Origin of the sequence: Saccharothrix ecbatanensis (assembly GCF_014205015.1) — a bacterium.
In the GTDB taxonomy this organism is placed as follows: domain Bacteria; phylum Actinomycetota; class Actinomycetes; order Mycobacteriales; family Pseudonocardiaceae; genus Actinosynnema; species Actinosynnema ecbatanense.
Genome location: NZ_JACHMO010000001.1, coordinates 4,806,393 through 4,824,815 on the forward strand (window position 1 = coordinate 4,806,393; position 18,423 = coordinate 4,824,815).

At 70.6% G+C, this 18,423-nt stretch carries 19 protein-coding genes; 10 read left to right on the top strand and 9 right to left on the bottom strand.

The annotated features are described in order from the left end of the window. Positions 1-4 precede the first annotated feature (4 nt). From F4560_RS19785 to F4560_RS19800, 4 genes are all read left to right on the top strand, one after another. Entirely contained in the window at positions 5-472 is a 468-nt protein-coding gene (locus F4560_RS19785; RefSeq protein ID WP_184922051.1) for an ectoine synthase, read from the top strand. Continuing rightward, on the top strand, positions 469-1,362 hold the full coding sequence (thpD, locus tag F4560_RS19790) for an ectoine hydroxylase (RefSeq protein WP_184922052.1): 894 nt from the start codon (positions 469-471) through the stop codon (positions 1,360-1,362). The genes F4560_RS19785 and thpD overlap by 4 nt, the downstream gene beginning before the upstream one ends. A gap of 144 nt (positions 1,363-1,506) precedes the next feature. Next, positions 1,507-1,998, top strand: a complete 492-nt coding sequence (locus tag F4560_RS19795) for a MarR family winged helix-turn-helix transcriptional regulator (RefSeq protein ID WP_184922053.1) — start codon at positions 1,507-1,509, stop codon at positions 1,996-1,998. Between the two features lie 94 nt (positions 1,999-2,092). Continuing rightward, complete coding sequence (locus tag F4560_RS19800) at positions 2,093-2,374, top strand: hypothetical protein (protein WP_221483579.1); 282 nt, start codon at positions 2,093-2,095, stop codon at positions 2,372-2,374. Between the two features lie 9 nt (positions 2,375-2,383). Here the strand turns inward: F4560_RS19800 and F4560_RS19805 are convergent, their stop codons facing one another. Then, positions 2,384-2,590: a hypothetical protein gene (locus F4560_RS19805; RefSeq protein ID WP_184922055.1), complete on the bottom strand. Its 207-nt coding sequence runs from the start codon at positions 2,588-2,590 to the stop codon at positions 2,384-2,386. Positions 2,591-2,799: 209 nt separating this feature from the next. Between F4560_RS19805 and F4560_RS19810 the strand changes: the two genes are divergently transcribed. From F4560_RS19810 to F4560_RS19820, 3 genes are read left to right on the top strand one after another with little or no spacing between them, the layout of a single operon-like run. Continuing rightward, on the top strand, positions 2,800-3,477 hold the full coding sequence (locus tag F4560_RS19810) for a response regulator (RefSeq protein ID WP_184922056.1): 678 nt from the start codon (positions 2,800-2,802) through the stop codon (positions 3,475-3,477). Beyond that, a complete protein-coding gene (locus F4560_RS19815; protein ID WP_184922057.1) occupies positions 3,477-4,838 on the top strand; it encodes a sensor histidine kinase in 1,362 nt (453 codons plus the stop codon). The genes F4560_RS19810 and F4560_RS19815 overlap by 1 nt, the downstream gene beginning before the upstream one ends. Next, complete coding sequence (locus F4560_RS19820; protein ID WP_184922059.1) at positions 4,835-5,023, top strand: hypothetical protein; 189 nt, start codon at positions 4,835-4,837, stop codon at positions 5,021-5,023. The genes F4560_RS19815 and F4560_RS19820 overlap by 4 nt, the downstream gene beginning before the upstream one ends. On the opposite strand, the gene F4560_RS19825 is transcribed toward F4560_RS19820, so the two are convergent. Continuing rightward, on the bottom strand, positions 5,007-5,234 hold the full coding sequence (locus tag F4560_RS19825) for a hypothetical protein (protein WP_184922061.1): 228 nt from the start codon (positions 5,232-5,234) through the stop codon (positions 5,007-5,009). The two genes, F4560_RS19820 and F4560_RS19825, sit on opposite strands and share 17 nt — an antisense overlap. A 31-nt stretch (positions 5,235-5,265) precedes the next feature. On the opposite strand from F4560_RS19825, the gene F4560_RS19830 reads away from it, so the two are divergent. Then, a complete protein-coding gene (locus tag F4560_RS19830) occupies positions 5,266-6,072 on the top strand; it encodes an alpha/beta hydrolase (protein WP_184922062.1) in 807 nt (268 codons plus the stop codon). A gap of 75 nt (positions 6,073-6,147) precedes the next feature. On the opposite strand, the gene F4560_RS19835 is transcribed toward F4560_RS19830, so the two are convergent. Together F4560_RS19835 and F4560_RS19840 are read right to left on the bottom strand one after the other, a co-directional pair. Beyond that, on the bottom strand, positions 6,148-6,366 hold the full coding sequence (locus tag F4560_RS19835) for a hypothetical protein (protein WP_184922064.1): 219 nt from the start codon (positions 6,364-6,366) through the stop codon (positions 6,148-6,150). Between the two features lie 410 nt (positions 6,367-6,776). Beyond that, positions 6,777-8,897: an amylo-alpha-1,6-glucosidase gene (locus tag F4560_RS19840; protein ID WP_312869374.1), complete on the bottom strand. Its 2,121-nt coding sequence runs from the start codon at positions 8,895-8,897 to the stop codon at positions 6,777-6,779. Positions 8,898-9,050: 153 nt separating this feature from the next. On the opposite strand from F4560_RS19840, the gene F4560_RS19845 reads away from it, so the two are divergent. Both F4560_RS19845 and F4560_RS19850 read left to right on the top strand, forming a co-directional pair. Continuing rightward, positions 9,051-9,902: a coiled-coil domain-containing protein gene (locus tag F4560_RS19845; protein ID WP_184922065.1), complete on the top strand. Its 852-nt coding sequence runs from the start codon at positions 9,051-9,053 to the stop codon at positions 9,900-9,902. A 101-nt stretch (positions 9,903-10,003) separates the two neighbouring features. After that, complete coding sequence (locus F4560_RS19850) at positions 10,004-10,339, top strand: PCC domain-containing protein (protein ID WP_184922066.1); 336 nt, start codon at positions 10,004-10,006, stop codon at positions 10,337-10,339. 48 nt (positions 10,340-10,387) lie between these two features. Here the strand turns inward: F4560_RS19850 and F4560_RS19855 are convergent, their stop codons facing one another. From F4560_RS19855 to F4560_RS19875, 5 genes are all read right to left on the bottom strand, one after another. Next, positions 10,388-12,907, bottom strand: a complete 2,520-nt coding sequence (locus F4560_RS19855; RefSeq protein WP_184922067.1) for a carbohydrate-binding protein — start codon at positions 12,905-12,907, stop codon at positions 10,388-10,390. An 80-nt stretch (positions 12,908-12,987) separates the two neighbouring features. After that, positions 12,988-14,328: an ABC transporter substrate-binding protein gene (locus F4560_RS19860; protein WP_184922068.1), complete on the bottom strand. Its 1,341-nt coding sequence runs from the start codon at positions 14,326-14,328 to the stop codon at positions 12,988-12,990. Between the two features lie 35 nt (positions 14,329-14,363). Next, positions 14,364-15,275 carry a carbohydrate ABC transporter permease gene (locus tag F4560_RS19865; RefSeq protein ID WP_184922069.1) on the bottom strand — a complete coding sequence of 304 codons (912 nt, stop codon included), beginning with the start codon at positions 15,273-15,275 and terminating at the stop codon, positions 14,364-14,366. A gap of 11 nt (positions 15,276-15,286) precedes the next feature. Then, entirely contained in the window at positions 15,287-16,162 is an 876-nt protein-coding gene (locus F4560_RS19870) for a carbohydrate ABC transporter permease (RefSeq protein WP_184922070.1), read from the bottom strand. Further along, positions 16,159-18,306 (bottom strand): alpha-galactosidase, encoded by a 2,148-nt coding sequence (locus F4560_RS19875; protein WP_312869375.1) that lies wholly within the window; start codon positions 18,304-18,306, stop codon positions 16,159-16,161. The genes F4560_RS19870 and F4560_RS19875 overlap by 4 nt, the downstream gene beginning before the upstream one ends. Between the last annotated feature and the right edge of the window lie 117 nt (positions 18,307-18,423).

Consider the following 18,423-nt stretch of genomic DNA (forward strand, 5'->3'; position numbering starts at 1 on the left):
CACCATGATCGTCCGTTCCCTGCACGACCTCGACGGCACGGACCGCGATGTCGTCACGCCGAACTGGCGCAGCAAGCGCATCATCCTGGCCGGTGACCGGGTCGGGTTCTCGATGCACGAGACGGTGCTGAAAGCGGGCACCGTCAACGACTTCTGGTACGCGAACCACGTTGAAGCGGTGTTGTGCGTGGAAGGCCACGGCGAGTTGGTCGACCAGGAGACCGGCGAGGTCCACGCGCTGCGGCCGGGCACGCTCTACCTGCTCGACGGGCACGAGCGGCACCAGGTCCGGCCGATGACCGACATCCGCGCGATCTGCGTGTTCAACCCTCCGGTGACCGGGCGGGAAACGCACGACGAGCACGGCGCGTACCCCCTGATCCGCCTGGAAGACCTGGAAGACCCGGAAGGCCTGGACAACGCCCCGGGCGACAGCGCCGACCGGCCGTCCGACGAGGAGACGCGCGTATGACCACGACCACGACCGCAGACCGGTACCCGACCCGCACCGCAGGCGAGTCCGCACCGATCACCCGCGCCGAGCCCGCCCTGTGGAACGGCGCGGCCTCCGGACCGCTCGACGCCGCGACCGCGTCCTCCTACGACGCCAAGGGTTTCCTCACCGTCGACGGGCTGCTGACGCCCGACGAGGTCGAGGTGTTCCGGGCCGAGGTCGACCGGTTGCGCACCGACCCGGCCGTGCGTGCCGACGAACGCACCGTCGTGGAGAAGCAGTCCGACGACGTGCGCTCGATCTTCGAGGTGCACCGGATCAGCGACCTGGTCGGACGCCTCGCCGCCGACCCCAGGCTGCTCGACCGCGCCCGCCAGATCCTCGGCTCGGACGTCTACGTGCACCAGAGCCGGGTGAACTTCATGCCGGGCTTCACCGGCAAGGGCTTCTACTGGCACTCGGACTTCGAGACCTGGCACGCCGAGGACGGCATGCCGCTGATGCGGGCGGTCAGCGCGTCGATCGCGCTCACCGACAACTACCCGTTCAACGGCGGTCTGATGCTGATGCCCGGCGCGCACCGGACGTTCGTGCCCTGCGCGGGCGCGACACCGGACGACCACTACCGGGAGTCGTTGAAGGAGCAGGAGATCGGCGTGCCGAGCCGGGCGCACCTCACCGCGTTGGCCGCCGCGCACGGCATCGAGCAGTTCACCGGCCCGGCCGGGTCGGCGCTCATGTTCGACTCCAACAGCATGCACGGCTCGGGCAGCAACATCACCCCGTTCGCCCGGTCGAACATCTTCCTGGTGTTCAACAGCGTGGAGAACGCGCTGGTGGAGCCGTTCGCGGCGAGCCGGCCACGGCCGGACTTCGTCGCCTCGCGGGATTTCACACCGCTGGGCTGAGGAACACTCGTCAACTGTTCGTCAGCTGTTCTTCAGGTTCGGCGGGCGCCGGTTGCGCCATGATGGTGCCGCGACTCGCGGAGCTTCACGCGCCGCGAGTCGACCAAACTTCCGGCGCCCGCCGGGTGGGGTACAACTTCACCCATGAACCGGGCCAAGGTCTCCAGCGGTGACGTCGACGCGCTCACCGACGCGGTGCTCACCGCGTCACGGCTCCTGGTCGCGGTGTCGGCCCGGTCCATCGCGGCGGTGGACGAGTCGATCACGCTGGCCCAGTTCCGGATGCTCGTCGTGCTCGACAGCCGTGGTCCGGTCAAGCTGACGTCGCTGGCCGAGCACCTGTCCGTCAACCCGTCCACCGCCACCCGCATGGTGGACCGCCTCGCCGCCAACGGTCTGGTGGTGAGACAGGCCAGCCAGACGTCCAGACGTGAACTGGTGCTGGGCCTGTCCGCCGAAGGCAAGCGGGTGGTGCAGACGGCCACCCGCCGGCGGCGCGCCGAGATCCGCAAGATCGTGTCGCGGATGCCGGCGGAGACGCGGGTGGGGCTGGTCGACTCGCTGGTGGCGTTCGCCGACGCGGGCGGTGAGCCGGTGGTGCCGGACAACTGGACGCCGCTCGGCACACCGGCCTGACGTTCTCCTTGCGGTGCGGCGCAGGACGTCGTAGGGCGTCCACAGCCGACCTAGGCTCGGGGTGACCGCACGTCGCGCACCGGAGGGACGGACCGTGCTGGACATCGACGAGACGGCGATCAGCGCCATCAAGGAGTTGACCGACGCCGCAGGCGTGGCGCCGCGCGGCGGGCTGCGGATCGCCCGGACACCGGACCAGCGGTTCGACCTGTCGATCGCGGCACGGCCGGGCGGTGACGACGAGGTGGTGACGTCCGAGGACGGCGCCCGGGTGTTCCTGGAACCGCGGGCGGCGGAAGTGCTCTCGGAGAAGGTCCTGGACGTGCGCACCGACGACGACGGCCGGTTCCACTTCGGGGTCTACCCCAAGCTCTGACCAGGCGGTTCAGTCGGCGCAGCGGAAGCAGTGATGGGGGCCGGTCGGGTGGTTCTGGCCGCGCCATCCCGCCGTGGACGCCTGCGTCCAGAGTAATCGCCAGTCGTGGACGACCTGGTCGACGCGGTTGTGGGTGCGTCCGCAGTGGTCGCAGACGAGGATGAGGGCAGACTCGTCATGGTCGCCGGGGATGGCGGTCACGGTGCCGGTAGCCACTTTCTCGTCGGGCGTGCTCGTCGGGCGCGGGCAGGTGTCGGCCGCATCCTTGCGGCCGACACCTGGTTGTGCACCCAGTGATTGCTCGGGAGCTTCGTACCACCTTGGCGGAGAACGGCCGGGGTGAACCTTGCGATCGGCTTGCGATCGCGGCGGGACGAGTCCCCGTGCGACAGTCTGGGGCCGACCGAAGGTGAGGATCGGGGTAGATGGAATTCTCTGTGCTGCTGGTCGAGGACGACGAGCACATCCGACAGGCCCTGGGGCTGGCGCTGGACGACGAGGGCTTCGCCGTCCACGACGCGGTGTCGGGTGAGGAAGCGCTCGCCATGCTGGACACGGCCACGTTCGACGTGGTGCTGCTCGACCTGATGCTGCCCGGAGTGGACGGCCTGGAGGTGTGCCGCCTGCTGCGTGCGCGCGGCGACCTGCCGATCATCATCGTGACCGCGCGCGCCGACGCCGCCGACGTGATCGCCGGGCTGGAGGCGGGCGCGGACGACTACGTGACGAAACCGCTGGTGGCGAGCGTGTTGGCGGCCCGGATCCGGGCGCTGTTGCGGCGGCGTGGCGGCGGGCGGCAGGACGAGGTGATCCGGTTCGGGCACCTGGAGATCCGCCCCGACGTCGGCACCGTGCACCGGGCCGGCAACGAGGTCCACGTCACGCGGACGGAGTTCCGCCTCCTGGTCGAGCTGGCGTCGGCCGGCGGCCGGATCGTGAGCCGGGAACAGCTCCTGCAACGCGTGTGGGGTTACGACTACTTCGGCGACACCCGGCTCCTCGACGTGCACATCCGCCGGTTGCGCCGCAAGGTCGAGGAGAACCCGGACGAGCCGAAGCTGGTGGTGACCGTGCGCGGGGCGGGCTACCGGATGGACCTCTGATGGGACGTTTCTCGGTGCGCTGGCGCGTCGCGCTGGCCCTCGGGCTCGGCTCGGTGCTGCTGACCAGTGTCGTGGCGGTGGTGATCTGGAACCTGACGTCGGGCTACATGCTGCGGCAGCGGGAGCAGAGCGCGGTCCGGCAGGCCGAGGTCAACGTGCGGTTGGTCGCCGAGGCGCTGCGCAACGACTCGGACGGGCTGAACGAGCTGCTGACCGGTCTCACCACCGGCCCCGACTCCACCGTCCTGCTGTTCCAGGGCGGGCAGGTGCTCACCAGCGGGCGGCAGGTGGACGCGCGGGCGCTGCCGCGTCGGCTGGTGGACCTGGGCCGGGCGGGCACGCCCGCGTCGCAGCGACTCGTCGTGGACGGCATCCCGGTGCTGGCCGTGACGCTGCCGATCGAGTCGACCGACGGCGCTTACGTCGAGTTGGCGCCGCTCGTGCAGCTGGACCGGACGTTCCGCTTCCTCAGCGGGCTGTTGGTGGCGGTCACCGTGATCAGCGGCCTGCTAGGCGTGGTGCTCGGGTCGTGGGCGAGCCGACGGGCGCTGCGGCCGTTGACGGAGCTGACGAAGGCCGCGTCGCGGATCGCGGGCGGTGACCTGCGGGCGCGGCTGCCGGCCCAGAACGACCCCGACCTGACCCCGTTGGCGGCCACGTTCAACTCGACGGCCGACGCGTTGGAGCAGCGCGTGCGGCGGGACGCGCGGTTCGCCGGCGACGTGAGCCACGAGCTGCGGTCACCGCTGACCACCATGGTCAACGCCGCCGAGGTGCTGCGCCGCAGGCGGGTCGAGGTGCCCGGCACGGCGGGGCGGGCGCTCGACCTGCTGACGTCCGAAGTGGACCGGTTCGCGCGGATGGTGGTGGACCTGCTGGAGATCTCGCGGGCCGACCAGCAGGACGAAGACCCCACGTTGGAGACGATCGACCTGGGATCGCTGGTGCGCAACGTGATCGCGGCACGTCCGGGCGACCAGGCGCCGGTGCACGCCCAGTCGCCGCCGCCGCAGGTGCTCGGCGACCGGCGACGGCTGGACCGGGCCGTCAGCAACCTGCTCGACAACGCCGAACGGCACGCGGGCGGCGTCGTGCGCGTCACCGTGTTCAGCTGTGAGGGACAGGCCAGGATCGAGGTGGACGACGCCGGTCCCGGTGTCCCGCCCGAACTGCGCGACCGCATCTTCGACCGTTTCGACCGGGGCGCGCGGGCCGGTAGTCGCGGTGGGGACACCGGCAGCGGCCTGGGTCTGGCCCTGGTCGCGCAGCACGTCCAGCGGCACGGCGGCACCGTGCACGTGGAGGACCGGCCCGGTGGCGGCGCCCGATTCGTGGTCGAGATCCCCGAGGCGGACAGATGAGAACCGCCGCCGCACTGCTCGCCGTCCTCACCCTCCTCACCTCGTGCGGCGTGACCACCGAGGACGACCCGACGCCACTGGTCACCTCCACCGCCAACCCCCTGCCGACGCCGACGCTCACCCAGCGCCCGGACCCGACCACGCCCTCCTCCCCCACCACGACCGCTACTACGCCGACCACGTAGGCAGGACGGTCGCCCGCGCGAAAACCCGCCGGGCGAACAGCGTCGACACCGCCGCCGCGGCGCCCACCGCCACCGCACCCACCAGGAACAACCCCACGGCCGCCACGTGCGTCGACGCGACCCCGCCGAACCAACTCCCCGCCGCACCGGCGACCAGCCCGACTCCGACCCGCGCAACACCCCGGGCCGCGTGCGCAACACCCCTGCCCACCTGTGCAACACCCAGCCCGGATGATGGGGTGATGCGCAGGCGGGTGGTGGCGGTGGTGGCGGTGGTCGTCGCTATCGTGGCTGTGGTGTCCGGTGGAGCGTTCGCGTTTCAGCGCAAGCTCATCTACCTGCCGTCCGGCGGGCCGCTGCCGAGCGCGGCGGAGGTCTTGGACGGTGGGCGGGACGTCACGCTGGTGACGGTGGACGGCCTGCGGCTGGCGGCCTGGCACTTCCCGGTCGACTCGGCGCGCGCCACCGTGCTGGTCGCGCCGGGCAACGCGGGGAACCGGCGTCTGCGCGCCCCACTGGCCCGTGCGCTCACCGCCCGTGGCCTGTCCGTGCTGCTGCTCGACTACCGCGGGTACGGCGGGAATCCCGGTGATCCCACGGAGGAAGGGCTGGCGCTGGACGTCCGTGCCGCACGCGAGTTCCTGCTGCGCGACGCCGGTGTGCCGCCCGAACGCTTGCTGTACTTCGGCGAGAGCCTGGGGTCGGCGGTCGTCGCGGAACTCGCCACCGAGCACCCGCCGGCCGGACTGGTGCTGCGGTCGCCGTTCACCGACCTCGCCTCGGTCGGCTCGCTGCACTACCCGTTCCTGCCGGTGCGGTGGCTGTTGCTGGACAAGTTCCCGACCGCCGAGCACGTGGCCAGGGTCGACGCGCCCGTCACCGTGGTCTACGGCACGGCCGATTCGATCATCCCGCCGGGCCAGAGCCGGGCGGTGGCGACGGCGGCGGGCGCCAGGACCGTCGAGGTTCCGGGTGCCGACCACAACGACCGCGTGCTGCTGGACGGGCCGGACCTGGTCGACGCGATCACCGACCTGGCACCGCCGTGACCAGCGGCAGCCGGACCACCGACGCTCGTCGGTGACCGACAGCGACTACCAGCGCTCGTTCGTAACCCGCAGTGGCTACCAGCGATCGTCCGGCACCGGCACGTCGTCCGGCAGCGGCACGGCGCGGCGCTGGTCGGCGACGTCCGCGGGGTCGGCTTCGGGCACTTCCGGCGGCTCGGGAGCGGGTTCCGCCCGGCCGACCGCGGCCTCCTCGTCCACGGCGCCGGCGTCCACCTCGGGCTCAGCGGTGCGCAACTGATCGGCCACGTCGTTCCACGGCTTCTCCATGCTCATCACGACCTCCACAGCGGCAACGGGCAGGACAAGGCCCGCTGCGAACAAGGGTCGCAGCGGGCCGACGGATACGACGTTCAGGAACGGATTCACACACCATCGGGGGATACCGCTCGCGGGCCACGCACTAACTCGCCGAACGAGCCGGATCCCCGCATCGGGTCACCTGCCCCTCGCTATCGGTCCTCCAAAAACACGAACGAACAGTCCACCGTCGATCCCGCACAGCGGAGGAGACCGCTCACAGGGATCGACCCGGTGGGCTCTGAGGTGCGCGGGACTGCTGCCGCGACTGGTGACGAACACGTCGATCACTCCCAGGCCACGTTCACCAGGTCTCTGACCGAGTACACCCTCGATTGTAATCGCCATTGGCCGGACAGGCACCCGACCTGCTCGGCGTGCGGCCGTCAGGTGGTCCAGTCGGCTGACAGCCCGGTCACCGCGGCCTCATCGCCACTGGCGCTGATCTGCGCGGTCTCGTTGCCCAGCCTCAGCTCGGACAGCGTCAGCTCGCCCCACCGCGCGGGCAGGTGCGGTCGGGTGGACAGGGTCCGGCGCGGCACGTGCGGCTCCAAGCCGAGGAACGCGCGGACCAGCAGCAACGGTGAGGCGCTGGCCCACGCCTGCGGTGAGCAGGACGTCGGGTACGGCACGGGCGGGTGGAAGTCGTCCCGGGAGAAGCCGCAGAACAGCTCCGGCAGCCGTCCGCCGAACGACGCCGCGGCGTCGAGCAGGCCGTCCGCCAGCCGGTGCGCGAGGTCCACCGCACCCGGCAGGTGGGCGTAGCGGAGCAGCCCGGCGACCGCGATCGCCGTGTCGTGCGGCCACACCGACCCGTTGTGGTAGCTCATCGGGTTGTAGGCGCCCATGGACGAGGCGAGCGTGCGCAGGCCGTGCCCGCTGTCCATGTCCGGCTCGGCCAGCCGCCGGATCAGCACGGCGGCGTGCTCGTCGGTCGCTATACCGGTCCACAGGCAGTGCGCGGTGTTGCTGGTCAACGCGTCCACCTGCTCCTTGCGCCCGTCGAGCGCGACTGCGTACCAACCTCGATCCGGCAGCCAGAACGCCGACGCGAACCGTTGCCGCAGGTCCGCCGCACGTTCGCGCAGACGTGCCGCGGTGGCCTCGTCGCCGAACCCCTCGGCCAACTCGGCCCGCGCCAGCCACGCCGCGTACACGTAACCCTGGACCTCGCACAGCGCGATCGACGGCACGGCCGGTCGTCCGGAGATGTCGTTGACGCCGTCGAAGCTGTCCTTCCACCCCTGGTTGGCCAGCCCTCGGTCGGTGGCGCGGCGGTACTCCACGAACCCGTCGCCGTCACGGTCGCCGTACCGGTCGACCCACGCCAGCGCGGCGTCGGCGGCGGGCAGCAACGAGCGGATCACGGCCTCGTCCGCGCCCCACCGCCAGCACTCGGCCAGGAGCATCACGAACAGCGGCGTGGCGTCGACGGTGCCGTAGTAGTGGTTGCCGCCCAACACGGTCGTGCTGTCCGGACCGAGGCGCAGCTCATGCAAGATCCGGCCCGGCTCCTCCTCGGTCAGCGGGTCGACCGCCGTGCCCTGGGTCTCGGCGAGGGTCTGCAACGTGCCCAGCGCCAGCCCGACGTCCAGCGGCAGCGCCATCCACGCGGTGAGCAGGCTGTCCCGGCCGAACAGGGTCATGAACCAGGGCGCGCCGGCGGCGACGAACGGCCGGCCGTCCCGCGCCGGGTCGTGGATCAGGAGCGCTCCGAGATCGCTTTCGGTGCGGCGCAACACTCCCGTGAGCACCGGGTCGGACGCGGTGACGAGCGTGCTGGCCGCGCGCCACGCACGGATCTTGCGCGCCGGACCGCTGCTCTCGATCCGCTCGCCCCGGTCGAACTGGGGTTTGACCGCCCGGCCGCCCACGGTCGGCTGCACGACCACCTCGGTCGACCACCGCCCGCCCGCCGGCACCACCACCTGCCAGCTCAACGCGCCGGGCACCACCACGGGCTCGGCGGTGGCGGTGAACGACACGCCACGCGAACCGTCCCGGCGGTCACGCAGCAGCAGTTCCGGTCCGGCGGCCGTGGCGTCGGACCCGCCGTGCACCGCCCGCCCTTCCTTGACCGCGAACAGGTCCGCGAAGTCCGCGTCCACGTGCAGGTCCAGCCGCACGGCGGTGGCTTCGCGGCCGAGGTTGTCGACCGTGATCGTCTCCCGCATGCCGTCGCCGACCAGCCGTTCGCGCACGAGGAGCAGCGTGCTGTCGGAGGTCCCTGCGGCGGGTGGCCGGCGCATCACGAACCGCCCCGCGAACGCTTCGGGGTGCGATACGGACAGCGGGTGCGGTGTGCGGCCGTCCAGCCGCAGTTGCCAGCGCGACACCACCCGCGCGTCACGGAAGAACAGGCCGTGCGGTGTGCCGGGCTCGATGTCGCCGGTGCTGCCGGACAGGCAGAACGTGCTGCCCTCGACCAGGGTCGTCGTGCCGCCGACGTCACCGGTGAACGCCGGTTCGCCCGCGTTGAACGGCTCCGGGGGCAGGTCTGCGGTCACGCGCGGTCTCCCGGGGTGTGGGCGGATCCATCGACAGTTCGTTCATAGACGCGGTCGAGCGCGTAGTCCACTGCCACGCCGTAGTGCCGTGTGCGCCTCGCGGGCCACAACGATCATGATGGGGCGGGGCCAGGACGAGAGGATGTTGCGGTGATGGCGGTGGACGTGGACTTGGTGCCGTTGCGATCGGACTTCGACGTGGTGTGGCGCGGGTACGACAAAGGCCAGGTGCGGCACTACGTGGAGGGCGCCGAGGCGGAGCTGCGGATGCTCGCGGTGGACCGTGACGCGGCCGTGGCGCGTGCCGACGACCTCGCCCGTCAACTGGAGGCCGCCCGGTCCGAGATCCGCGACCTGCGGGACCACGTGGACCGGATCAGCCGCACGCCGATCGAGCCGGACGCGCTCACCGGACGCCTGCGGCGGATGGTGGAGCTCGCGCACGAGGAGGCCACCGAGATCACCGACCGGGCGAAGGCCGTCGCGGAGCACCACTGGGCCACGGCGGAACGCGCGGCGACGCGGTTGCGTGAGAGGTCCGACCGGCTGGTCGAGTCACTCGACGCCCGGCGGCGGGAGGCGGAGGCGGAGCACCGGGACCTGATGCGGTGGGCCGTCGAGCGGATCGCGGCAGAAACCCGTCAGGCCGCGCGGCGGCGGCGTGAGCTGGACGAGCGGGCGGCGGGGGTGAGGGAGGAGGTCCGGGTCGACTTCGAGCTGGCCATGAGCGCCCGGAGATCGGAGGCGATGGCCGCGATCGCCTCAGAGGAGGCCGCCGCGAAGGCTCGGGCCGAGCAGGTGGTGCGTGAGGCGACCGAACACGCGCAGCGGATCATGGCCGAGGCGCTGCGGCGCGTGGACGAACTGCGGGCCCGCCGTGACCACATCGCCGCCGGCCTCCGCAACGCCAGACAACTCCTCGCCGAGGCCGACCCGTTGCTGCGCACGCCGTTGGACGACATCCCGACCCAGCGCACCGAGGCACAAGTCGAACCGTCGGGCTGAAGAGCCCCCCGTCGTAGCCCCCGTCCTCCGCACCAGTCGAGCCGCGAAGCCATGACGGATGCCCAGTCCAGGTCACCGCTGTCACCACGCTCGGAAGGTAAATGGTGTTCGTCCTCGAAGTGACCAACGATGAGCTGATGGAATCGCTCACGAGGCAGGCGAAAGAGCGCGGCATCACGGATGCCGCCATTGTCAGCCTGATCGGCGGCGTGGACTCGTTCACGGTCTCGACCATGCCCGCCGACGACGCGAGCAAGGACCTCGTCTCGACGTACTCGCTACCCGCCGAGATGCACGGCTCCGGCGAGATCAAGGACGGCGTCGTCCACGTGCACGCCACGATGGCGGTCCAGGGTGACCGGGCGGTGGCGGGGCACGTTCACCGCGCGCGGATCGGGACGTGGTTTGCTCGGGCGTACGTAATCGGTTTGGAGTGATCAGTGAAGAGCCGGCACCCCGGGATGGGGTGCCGGCTCGTCACCGCACTACCGCTGAGGCGTCACGGACTTCGCCACGACCAGCGGGGCGAGGGAGATCCAGTCGACGTTCGGACCCGCCCCGGTGGCGTTGCCGAACGTGACCTCACCGCCCTCCGTGGTCAGGTCCAGCGGTGACGTCTCCGGCCAGAAGCCGTCCCACGTGTAGTTGTGCCGGTACGGCGCACGGGTCGTCCCGCCACCCGCCTCCGTCGCGTCGAGGTACCGGGTGATCGTGTCCGCGTTGTACGCGTGGCCGGTGTTCTTCTCCGCCTGCGCGTAACCAACGGTCAGGTTGTACTGACCGGGCGCCGCCGGACGCGGCACGGTCACCGTTCCGCCGTTGCCCAGCGACCCGACGTACGAACCGCCGGACGCCCAGACCCCGGACTGCACGACCGCACTGCCGCCCAACCGCCCGGACTCGGCCTCGACGACCGCCGCCCGCGCGTCCGCGTCACTCGCGCGGACCTGGGTGAGCGCACCGAGCACGACCTTCCCACGCGCCTCGTTGGTCAGCTTCACCTCCGTGACACCCGCCTTCAGGTGCACGGTGGCACTGCCGTTCCACACACCCGCCCGGTCGGTGGTCAGGTCGCCACCGGCCACGCGCCGCCCGGACAGCGTCACGCCGATCTTGCTCGGCCCGGCCCCGACCCACGTGGTGGACAAGGTGTAGTAGCCGTCCTGCTTGGCCGACACGTACGTGGTGACCGAAGCGTCCGCGTCGAGAGAGACGGCGGTAGGCGTCAGAACGGCGGCGTCACGCACACCCCGCTCGACCACGGTGCCTGAGGTACGACGGGCGTCCGCCAGCGAGTACACCGCCTTCTCCGGCCCGGTCACCTCGGTGAGGTCGATCCGGTCCAGCGTGTTGTCGCCCGCGGCGCCCAGGTGGCCGGTAGGTCCGCTGGTGCGCAAAGACAGGCGGTGCTTGCCGGCGGACAACGTGATCGGCACGTCGACCCGCCCGCGGTACGTCCAGTTGAGCACCGCCGGGTAGGTCACCGTCTGCACGTGCACGTCATCGACGTACAACGCCTGCTGTCCCACGAACCCGCCGTTGCCGTACAGCACGCCCAGCTCGTACTTGCCGGAACGCGGCACCTCGACGTCCACGGTCACCCGCGAGCCGGCGTTGTTCATGTACCCGACGTCACTGCCGCCCGACGTGGTGTAGCTCCAGCCTCCCGGATCGTGCTGCGAGACGACCCGCGCGTTCTCCACCAGGCCGGACTCGGCCTCGTACTTGGCGGACCAGGGCGCGTTGGCGACCGGCGCCGCGCCGTGGCCGGCGGGCGTGATCAGCACCTGGTACGCGGCGAGCGGGTCGCCACCGGGCACGTCGACCTTCACCTTGCCGTCCACGACGGCGACCCGCGACGCCGCCACGACCGGCGGCTGCTGCGCGTCACCCTCGTAACCGGACCAGGTGGCCTTGGAGACCCGCACGTCGACCGAGCGGCCGAACGTCGACTTCGCCAAGCCCGACACCTCGACCTCGACCGCACTGGCCGAGCCGCCGAGCAGGACGGTGGCCTTGGCGTCGTCGCGGTCGAGCGTCGCCAAGCCCTGCAACGAGTCCTTGGTGCTGGGACGCGGCGGCGTGACGCGAACGGTGTCACCGGACATGTCCGCGTACCACTTGGACAGCCACCAGCCGCCATTCGCACGCGTGGTGCGCACGGCGTGGTCGCTGAGGTTGCCCGCCATGGTCCAGAAGGCCATCTGCCCGTCGACCTTGGTGTCCTCCAGCATGGTGATCCACTGGATCATCTGGCCGGGCACGGAGGTGTCCCGCCGGTTGGCGTACTCGGTGATGTTCACCGGCAGCGGCCCGATGCCCAGCGACCGCTCCATCTCCCGGTAGTGCGCGAAGTGCTCGCGGTAGTTGGTCAGGGAGTCCGGGCTGAGCTCGTGCCAGGTGACGATCTCCGGCAGCACGTCGTTCGCCTTGGCGTAGGTGAGGAAGTCCCGCAGCCGGCCGGGGTTGTAGTTGGCCTCACCGGGACCGTCGATCCGCGCGTTCGGCAGCACGGACTTCACCGTCCGGTACACCTTGGTCCAGTCGGCGAGGAACTTGTCCTTGCTCTTGGACCAGTCCCCGTACCAGATCCAGTCCGGCTCGTTGAAGATCGTCCACACGAACCGGTCCCGATCCGGGCGCGCGGCGACCTTGTCCAACTGGGGCCGCAGCCGGGCGATGTAGTCGTCGATGCCGAGGTCCTGGTACGGCCACTTGCTGTAGATGTCCTGCGAGTTGATGTAGATGTCCGTGCCGCCGGACGACAGGAAGTCGTCCGCGGTCACGAGCGCGTCGCCGCCGGGGTGCTGCTCGCCGTCCGGCGGCTTCTGGGCGACAGTCCGCGGGCGCATCCCCGCGATCAGGTCGCGCGACGGCACGCCTTGGTCACCGAGGCCGTACAGGATGCCGGTGGCGCCGCCGTAGAAGGCCCCGGTGGAGTCGGCCAGGTCGACGCGCAGCGTCTCCGCGGGCGCGGCCGACGCTCCCGTCGGTGTCAGTGGCACGAGCACGAGTGTGGCTGCCACAGCCACGCTCGTCAGTGATCGGTATCTCAAGGGAACTCCTCTTCGAGTGTCTTGAACAGCTACCGGAACAGTGCGTTGACCTGCTCGTTGATCGCGGTCAACGACGAGGGGTCGGCCTGGGAGGACAGCACCGCGTCCACCGCCGGGCCGACGAGCGACGCGATCTCGGGGGCGTGGTCGGTGATCGGGTACAGGTGGGTCGCGCCGTCGTCCACCGCGCCGGTGAACGCGGTGATGTCCACGCCCTTGGCGGCGAACTTGTCCTTGGCGATGGCCAGCGCCTCGGGGATCGCCGGGAACACGACGGCCTGCTCGCCGACCTTCTTCTGGCACTCGGCGGAAGCCAGGTACTTGACCCACTTCCACGCGCCGTCACGGTTGTCCGTGCCGGTGTAGATCGAGTCGGCCAGGCCGTTGAAGATGGTGGCGCGCTTGCCGGACGGCCCGACGGGCGTCGGCGCGACACCGGCCTCGACGCCGTCGTAGCCGAAGTAGCTGCCGATCATCCAGGAACCGTTGGTGCTCAAGGCGTACTTGCCCGCGCCGAACCCGTCGTTGACGCTGGAGCCGGAGCGCGCGGTGGCGAGGCTGGGCATGTAGCCCTTCTCGATGAGGCCGCTGAACCAGCCCAGCGTCTGCTGGAATTTCGGGTCGTCGTAGTTGAACTTCGTGCCCCACGGGTTCTTGTCCGTGTACTCCCAGCCGGTGCTGAGCGCGTACATGCTCCACATCTGCTGGCCGACGCCCGCGCCGTTGTTCTCGTCCAGGCCCAGTCCGTGCACGGCCACCTTGGACTTGTCGAAGCCGGGCTGGTCGCCGCGCACGCCGTTGGCGTCCACGGTCAGGTGGGCGATCAGCTTCTCGTAGCTGCCGCCGTCCTGCGGGTTCCACGTGAGCTTGGTCAGGTCGGCCTCGGCGACACCCGCGTCGCCGAGCATCTTCTTGTTGTAGAACAGGGCGACCGTGTCGAAGTCCTTGGGCAGGCCGTACCGCTTGCCGTCCTGGGCGACCCACAGGTCGGCCAGGCCTTCGGCGTAGACGTCCGTCGCCACCGCATCCCGTTGGACGAACTCGTCCAGCGGCACGAGCTGGTTCTTGGACGCGTAGGTCGGGAAGTAGTTGAGGTGGTTGGTGAACACGTCCGGCGCGGTGCCCGCGACCAGCCCGGTGGTGATCTTGTTCCAGTAGTCGGCCCAGCCGAACTGCTCGATCTTCACCTTCGTGTCGGGGTTGGCGCTCTGGAAAGCGTCGGCGCACGCCTGGTAGGCGGGCAGCTGGTTGGCGTCCCACAGCCAGTACGTGACCTCGTTCGAACCGCCGCCGTCGGCGGGCGCGCCCGCGCAACCCGCCAACGCCAACGGGATCAGGGCGGCGATGGCCGCCAACTTCGGGAACCTCACGGTGAACTCCTTTGTCCCACCCGCGTCCGGACGCCTCACTTGATGCCCGAGAACTGGATGGAGTCGACGATCCGCCGGCCGAAGGCGACGAACAGGGCGATGACTGGCAGCGCCGCGAGCAGGGTGGCGGCCATGAGGCCCGCCCAGTCGGGACTGCCTTGTGGCGTCTGGGAGCGGAACACGCCCAGTGCCACCGTGAGAACGCGGACGTTCTCACCCTGGCCGACCAGCAGCGGCCAGAAGTACTCGTTCCAGGCGGTGATGTACGCCAGCAGCGTGAGCGTCATCAGCGGCGCCCGGCTCATCGGGAGGATGATGCGGAAGAAGATCCGCGGGTGTCCCGCGCCGTCGATGCGGGCCGCTTCTTCCACCTCGCGGCTGATCCCGAGCATGAACTGGCGCATGAAGAACACCGCGAACGGGGTCATGAAGAAGAACGGCAGGATGATCGCGGCATACGTGTTCAGCAGGTTCAGATCCCGCATCAGCACGAAGTTCGGCAGCGCGGTGAAGATCGGCGGGATCATCAGCGCGGTCAGGAAGACGAAGAACACCGCCTCCCGGCCACGCCACCGCAGCCGGGCGAAAGCGTACGCCGCCATCGCGCTGAACAACACCTGCCCGGCCGTGATGACCGCCGACGTGAGCACCGAGTTCCACAAGTAGCGCCAGAAGTCGATGGACGCGCCCGAGCCGCCCTGCTTCCTGGCTTCATCCAACGAGGACAGGCCCAGCACCCGTTCGAACGCGCCGAGGGTGAAGTCGGCCGGCAGCATCGAACCGGCGTTGGCGGCCAGCGCCCGGTTGTCGGACAACGAGATGCGCAGCATCCAGTAGAAGGGGAACAACGTGATCAGGACCAGCAGGCCGAGCACCACCCAGCCCAGCACCTTCTGCCACCGGATCCGTTGCCACCACAGTGGTTTTCCGTTGCGCGCGAGAGTCATCACCGGCTCCTTCAGTCCAGGTCCGAGCTGCCCGCGCGGAGCAACTTCAGCTGTGCCAGCGCCACGCCGACGAGGATCAGGAACAGCACGACGCACAGCGCCGCCGCGTACCCGAAGTCGAACTGCTGGAACGCCTTCTCGTAGATGTAGAAGTAGATGACGCGGGTGGCGTCGACCGGGCCGCCCTTCGTGGTCACCGCGACCGTGTCGAAGATCTGGAACGAGCCGATCACCGTCAGCACCAACACCATCGCCAGCACCGGCCGCAGCAGCGGCATCGTGATCGTGCGGAACACGCGGGCCTCCGACGCGCCGTCGATCGCCGCCGCCTCGTACACCGACGTCGGGATCGCCTGGAGTCCGGCGAAGATCAGCAGCGCGGTGTACCCCATGTGCCGCCACACGTTGACCAGCGCGATGGTCGGGATGGCGGTGGACGTCTCGCCGAAGAACGCGACCGGGTCGATCCCGACCCACGTCAGCATCGCGTTCACGATGCCCAGCTGCGCGTCCAGCATCGTGTACCAGACCAGCGCCACGACGACGTTCGCGATCAGGTACGGCAGCAGCAACGCGCCTCGCACCACGGAAGACTTCGTCAACCGGTGCATCAGCACGGCGATCAGCAACGCCACCACGGTCTGCACGCTGATGTTGATCAGCACGTACTCGCCGGTGACCAGCAGCGCGTTCCAGAACTTCCGGTCCGACATCGCGTCCGCGTAGTTCTGCGCGCCCACCCAGTTCGGCGTGGCCAGCAGGCTGTAGTCGGTGAAGCTCAGGTAGAACGTCTGGAGCGCGGGCCAGGCGTAGAACAGCACGAAGCCGAAGCCCGCCGGCAGCAGGAACAGCAACGCGACCCGGCCTTCGCCGCGGCGGGCGATCATGCGACGTCCTCCTTCAGGTGCAGCACCAGCGCGTGCTCGGGGTGCAGCGGCGGGATCTGCACGCCGACCTCGCCGAGCGCCCGTCCCGACAGGCGTGCGCCGTCGGCGAGCCACGGCACCTGGACCAGGGCGATGGACGACGGCAGGCCGTCGGGTGCGACCGGGCGGACGGTGAACCGGGTGTCCGGCGGGAGGCCCGGCAGCGTCACCCGGCCGGGCGAGGTGGTCGTGCCGGACGCCAGGCGTGCCACGGAGAACAGCGCCTGCGTGCCGTCCGCCGACACGACGCCGTGCACCAGGACGGTCGGGTCGGGCGAGTCGGCGCGGACGACGCGTCCGGTGTGCAGCCAGCCGCGGACGTCCTTGTAGAACGCCACCCAGCGGGCGAGCCCGGCAAGTTCGGCGGGCGTGGCGGCGGTGAGGTCCCACTCGATGCCGAGGTGGCCGAACAGGGCGGTCGCGCCGCGGAACGACAGGTCGTGCCGCCGTCCCGTGGTGTGCGAGCGTTCCGCGCCGATGTGCGTGCCGATCAGCTCCGGCGGCAGCAGCAGACCGGTCCAGCGCTGGATGCCCTGCCGGTCCAGCGCGTCGATGCAGTCGCTGGCCCAGACGCGGTCGGTGCGTTCCAGGATGCCGAGGTCGATCCGGGCGCCGCCGGAGGAGCACGACTCGATCTCCAGGCCGGGGTGCTTGCGGCGCAGGTCGTCGAACAGGCGGTAGGCGGCGTGGGTCTGCGCGTGCACGGCCGGCGCGCCGGTGCGCGAGTCGCCCGCGTCGACCAGATCCCTGTTGTGGTCCCACTTCAGGAACGCCAGTCGGTACTCGCGGATCAGCGCGTCGAGGCGTTCCAGCAGGTACGCGTGGACGTCGTCGCGGGTCAGGTCGAGCACGAACTGGCCGCGGATCAGCGGCGGGTGACGGCCGCAGGTCGCCAGGATCCAGTCGGGGTGCGCGCGCAGCAGGTCGGAGTCGGCGCTGACCATCTCCGGCTCCACCCACAGGCCGAACTCCAGGCCCAGGCCGCGGACGTGGTCGACCAGCGGGTGCAGGCCGTCCGGCCAGACGTTCTCGTCCACGTGCCAGTCGCCCAGGCCGGCCGTGTCGTCACGCCTGCCGTGGAACCAGCCGTCGTCCAGCACGAACAGCTCCGCGCCCGCCTCGGCGCCCGCGTCGGCCAGTTCCTTGAGGCGGTCCAGGTCGTGGTCGAAGTACACCGCCTCCCAGGTGTTCAGCACGACCTTGCGCGGGCCGGTCGGGTGGTGCGGGCGGGCGCGCAGGTGGTCGTGGAAGCGGGCGGACAGCTCGTCCAGCCCGTCGCCGTAGGACGCGAACACGTCCGGGGTCGTGTAGCCCTCCCCCGGCGCGAGCCGGACTTCACCGGCCAGCAGCAGTTCGCCGCCGCCGATCACGGCGTCACCGGTGGGCAGCCGCTCGGCGTACGTGCGGTGGTTGCCGCTCCACGCCACGTGCACGCCCCACACTCGGCCGCGCCGGAACCCGAACCCGGCCTCGCCTGCCACCAGCACCAGCGTCGCGTCGGACCCGGTTCGGCCGCGCCTGCTGTCCCGGACGTGGGCGTCCACTGCGAACGGTCGGCGCTGCGGGGTGCGTTCGCGCCCCCACCGGCCCGTGAGGTCGAGAATTTCGTTGGCGTGACTTGGAATCGGGAGCGCGAGGGCCAGGCCGTCGAGCGTGTAGGGCAGCTCGGCGACGTTGCGCAGCGTGGCCTTCATCCGCACCAGGCCCGCCGGGGTCAGGCCGATCTCCAGGTCGAGCGTCAACCCGGCCTCGACGTCCGCGGCCCGCACCAGGCAGACACCGGAGGACTCGGTCACGGCGCTCACGACGAACAGCGGTGACCAGTCCGCGCCGTCACGATGTCCCCGCACGCCAGGCAATCCGGCCCAGCCGGTGGCGTGCTCGGGGACGACCGCGACGGCCACCGGGACGTCCGGGGAGTTCGGGATCACCGCCGGGACCGCGGTCTCGGCCAGGCCGCGCTCGCCCCCGACGCCGAGGTCCGCGCCCCAGTGCAGCACTTGCGGCAGGCGGAAACCCGCGCAGTGCAACACGAGGCTGACCCCGGCCGCCCTGAGGTGGACGAGCCGGTCGGCTGGTTCGACGGCCGGTGGATCGGCGGACACGGGCGACTCCTGTGCTTCGTAGCCGACTTGGCCGGCTTGGTGGGGCTTGTGAGGGCTTGACGGGCGGGGGCGACATTGACCGTTCAATGGCATTGAACGTTCCATGCAAAATGTCAC